The organism is Mesorhizobium sp. M1A.F.Ca.IN.020.06.1.1 (genome assembly GCF_004023265.1).
Taxonomy (GTDB): Bacteria; Pseudomonadota; Alphaproteobacteria; order Rhizobiales; family Rhizobiaceae; genus Mesorhizobium.
Genome location: NZ_RZSR01000628.1, coordinates 1 through 3595, shown reverse-complemented (window position 1 = coordinate 3595; position 3595 = coordinate 1). Strand labels below are relative to the sequence as shown.

The window sequence follows — 3595 nt, the reverse complement described above, 5'->3', positions numbered from 1 at the left end:
GAATTCGTCGTCCTGCTCGGCGCCAATGGCGCGGGAAAAACCACTTTGCTGCGCGCGCTTTCGGGCACGATCCGCTCGGCCGGCGAAATCGCCTATAGGGGAAGCGACTTGCAAAAGATGGCGCCGGAACGGCGTCTGCAACGCGGCTTAGCGCAGATTCCCCAGGGCAGAGGCACTTTCACGGAATTCACGGTCGACGAGAATCTGACGCTGGGCGCCACAATCGTCTCCGATGCCCGCCAGGTCCGACAGGACAAGGAGCGGTGGTACGATCGCTTTCCGCGATTGCGCGAACGACGCTCCCAACTGGCCGGCAATCTGAGCGGAGGCGAGCAGCAGATGCTCGCGGTTGCGCGAGCGCTCATGTCGCGGCCAAAACTGCTGCTATGCGACGAGCCGTCATTGGGTCTCGCACCCGTCATCACGCGCGAAATATTCGCGATCTTCAAGGAACTCCGCGACATCGATGGCTTGACGCTCTTGGTCGTGGAGCAGAACGCGGACCTGTCGCTCAAGTTCGCCGACCGCGCCTATGTCATCGAGGCCGGGCATATCGTGGCCGGCGGCTCAGCCGGCGCGATACTTGCAGATGAGCATATCCAGAAATCTTACCTTGGGGACTAACGTGGCGACGTTTTACCAGATCATTGTTTGCGGCATTGCCCCAGGCGGAGTCTACGCCGTGCTGGTCATTGCCCTCGTGCTGGTCTCGCGTCTTACAAGGCGGGCGTCGGCCGACCGCCTCGATGCAGCCTCCTTCATCGACATTCACGATACCGCCGGACTGCCATTCCTGATGGTGGTAACCGCGATTTCCCCGTCCTCAAACGCCAGGGTTCCCTTGGCCAAGGCTCTCGGATCGAAGGCGCGCAGGTCGACGGCCTCGGCGTTGCAGTTGGGAGGCTGGGCTTGACCCTTTTCCTGCAAATCGTCCTCAGCGGTCTTGCCACCGGCGCCATCTATGCGGCTCTTGCCCTTGCACTGGTGTTGATCTTTCGCGCCACCAACATCGTCAATTTCGGTCAAGGCGAAATGGCGACTTTCTCGGCATACTGCATCTGGCAGCTATGCCTGTGGGGCCTGCCATTGTGGCTTTCGATTGCAATCGGCCTGGCCGGTTCCTTTGTGCTGGGAATCTTGGCGTTTCGGGTCTTCGTCCGCCCGCTGGCAGCACCAGTCGAGGCGACAGTGGTCGTCACGCTCGGCATGTTTGTGCTCTTCCAGGCGATGGTGACGTGGCTCTGGGGCGCCGAGCAGAAGCCGTTCCCCAGCCTTTTTCCCGAAGGCAGCTTCAGCCTCGGTGAGGTACAGGTGCTGGCTTCGTCGGCCGGTACCTTGCTGATCCTCATTGTCCTGGCCGCGGCCATCGCCTCCCTCTTCGCCTTCACAAGGCTTGGGCTCTCCATGCGTGCCGCGGCCTTCGACCGCGTTCGCAGCGTTCTGGTGGGCATCAACGTCGAGCGCATGCTGATGCTCGGCTGGGGTTTCGCCGCGGCGATCGGAATGATCGCGGCGGTGCTGGTCGCGCCACGGCTGTTTTTGAGCCCGACCATGATGACCCCGATCCTATTCTACGGCCTTGCCGCGGCAACCGTTGGCGGCTGGGACAGTCCGCTCGGCGCGATAGCCGGAGGCCTTCTGGTGGGCGTCAGCGAGAGCCTTGGCGCCAACTACATCGGCTTTCTGGGTGCGGACATGCGCATCGCGGTCCCGATCGGGCTCACCCTTTTCGTCCTGCTGGTCAAGCCGGTCGGTCTGTTCGGCTCACAGAAGGTCACCAAGCTATGAGCAACGACATTCGGCGCACGGTCGCGGCAACCGCTGGTTTTGTGCTAGTCGCCGCATTGCTGCCGGCCACTTTGTCAGGCTTCCAGTTGCAGCAGGTGAGCATCGCCATCTCCTATGCGGTCGCCATTCTTGGCCTCAACCTGCTTATGGGGTTTGCCGGGCAGATCTGCCTCGCCCAGGGGACGCTGTTCGGCATCGGCGCCTACGTCACCGCCATCTTGAACGCGACCTATGGCGTCCACCCGTTGGCGACCCTGCCTGCGGCAGCTGTTTTTACCGCGCTGGCCGGTCTCGTCGTCGGACTGCCGGCCCTGCGTCTGCAGGGGCTGCAACTTGCGATCATCACGTTTGGTGTCGCGGCGGCCTTTCCGCAGCTTCTGTTGAAGCTCGGCAGTTGGACGGGCGGAGTCTCCGGCTTGCCGATCGATTCCCTGGAGCCGCCTGCGTTCCTGGCCGATTACTCCGAGCTCTGGCTCTATCTGGTGTCGCTGGGGTGCGCCTGCGTCGCGGCATTCATCGTCTATCTCGTTCTCCTCGGCGACGTCGGCCGCGCGCTCCAGGCGCAACGGGACAGTCCGCAGATCGCGGAGGCTCTCGGCGTCAATCTGACCAAGGCCAAGCTGTGGGCGTTCGCCATCAGCTCTGCGCTCGCCGGACTTGGCGGCGGCGTCTTCGCGATCCTCAATGGCTTCATCAGCCCGCAGTCCTTTCTCGCCCCACTTTCCATCACCATCGTGATCGGGAGCATCGTAGGCGGCTCGACAAGCATTGTCGGCGCCTTCATCGGCGGGCTGTTCATCACCTTCGTCCCGACCTGGACGTCCAGCATCAATCTCGCACTCGGCAACGTCATCTACGCGCTGGCACTAATCGGCATCATGCTTCTGGCGCGCGGAGGGGTTGCCGGTCTGCTGGAGAGACTTGCCGCTGCCTTGACGGCGCGGTCGAACGCCAACGGCAAAGCCGGATCAATCAGCCAATTAGGGAGGAAGTTATGAGACCATGTTTACGTATGCCAAGAATGCTTGTGACGGCGGCAATACTTGCGCTAGCCGTCGGTGTCGCTCCGGCGAAAGCTGACGAGGCACCGGGCATCACCGACAGCACCGTCAAGATCGGCATCACCGGTCCGCTCACCGGTCCCGTCGCCGTCGTCGGCGCGGTCGCAGAAGGCATCCGCGCCCGGGTCGAGGCCGCCAATTCCCAGGGCGGCGTCAAGATGTCCGACGGCAAGACCCGCAAGATCGAGCTCGTGATCAAGGACGACATGCTCGATCCGCAGCGAACCCTTGCGAATGTGCGCGAGATGGTGGAGCAGGACAAAGTCTTCGCCCTTGTCGGCACGGCTGCCACGCCGAACAATGTCGCCATCGGACGCTATATCGAACAACGCAAAGTGCCCAATGTCTTCATGTATTCAGGCGTCCACAAGCTGAACGCGCCGCACGAGGAAATAGGGTTCGTCCCGGCCTTCTCGACCGAGGCGGCGTCGTTCGCCACTTATCTGAAGGACAACAAGCCCGAGGCAAAGGTCGCGCTCCTCTATCTCAACACCGAGACCGGCGAAACCTTCATGAAGGCCTTCGACCAGGCCATCGACGGCTCAGGCGTCAAGGTCGTCGATCGGCAACCGGTGACTTCGCAGGATCCGACCGTCGAAACGCAACTGACAGCGCTCAAGGCTTCCGGCGCCGATACGCTGGTGATCATCGCCGCGCCGCAACAAGGCGGTGAAGCAATCCGCTTCCAGGCCGAGAGCGGCTGGAAGCCGCTGACGCTCGTCACCAACCTTTCCTCGGCCTACCCG

Annotated in this window: 5 protein-coding genes; all 5 read left to right on the top strand. The window is 62.5% G+C overall.

All coding sequences use genetic code 11. The features are described 5' to 3' along the window. Positions 1-624: ABC transporter ATP-binding protein (locus EOA60_RS23785; protein WP_164899490.1), on the top strand; the 624-nt coding region annotated here is incomplete at its 5' end. A gap of 1 nt (position 625) precedes the next feature. After that, positions 626-913, top strand: coding sequence for a hypothetical protein (locus EOA60_RS23780; protein WP_067327883.1), 288 nt, complete (start codon positions 626-628; stop codon positions 911-913). Further along, positions 910-1788 (top strand): branched-chain amino acid ABC transporter permease, encoded by an 879-nt coding sequence (locus EOA60_RS23775; protein ID WP_095823783.1) that lies wholly within the window; start codon positions 910-912, stop codon positions 1786-1788. Before EOA60_RS23780 ends, EOA60_RS23775 begins: the two co-directional genes overlap by 4 nt. Further along, positions 1785-2786: a branched-chain amino acid ABC transporter permease gene (locus EOA60_RS23770; protein WP_095823784.1), complete on the top strand. Its 1002-nt coding sequence runs from the start codon at positions 1785-1787 to the stop codon at positions 2784-2786. The genes EOA60_RS23775 and EOA60_RS23770 overlap by 4 nt, the downstream gene beginning before the upstream one ends. A 14-nt stretch (positions 2787-2800) precedes the next feature. Then, a partial coding sequence (locus EOA60_RS23765) for an ABC transporter substrate-binding protein (RefSeq protein ID WP_245502602.1) occupies positions 2801-3595 on the top strand: 795 nt, incomplete at its 3' end.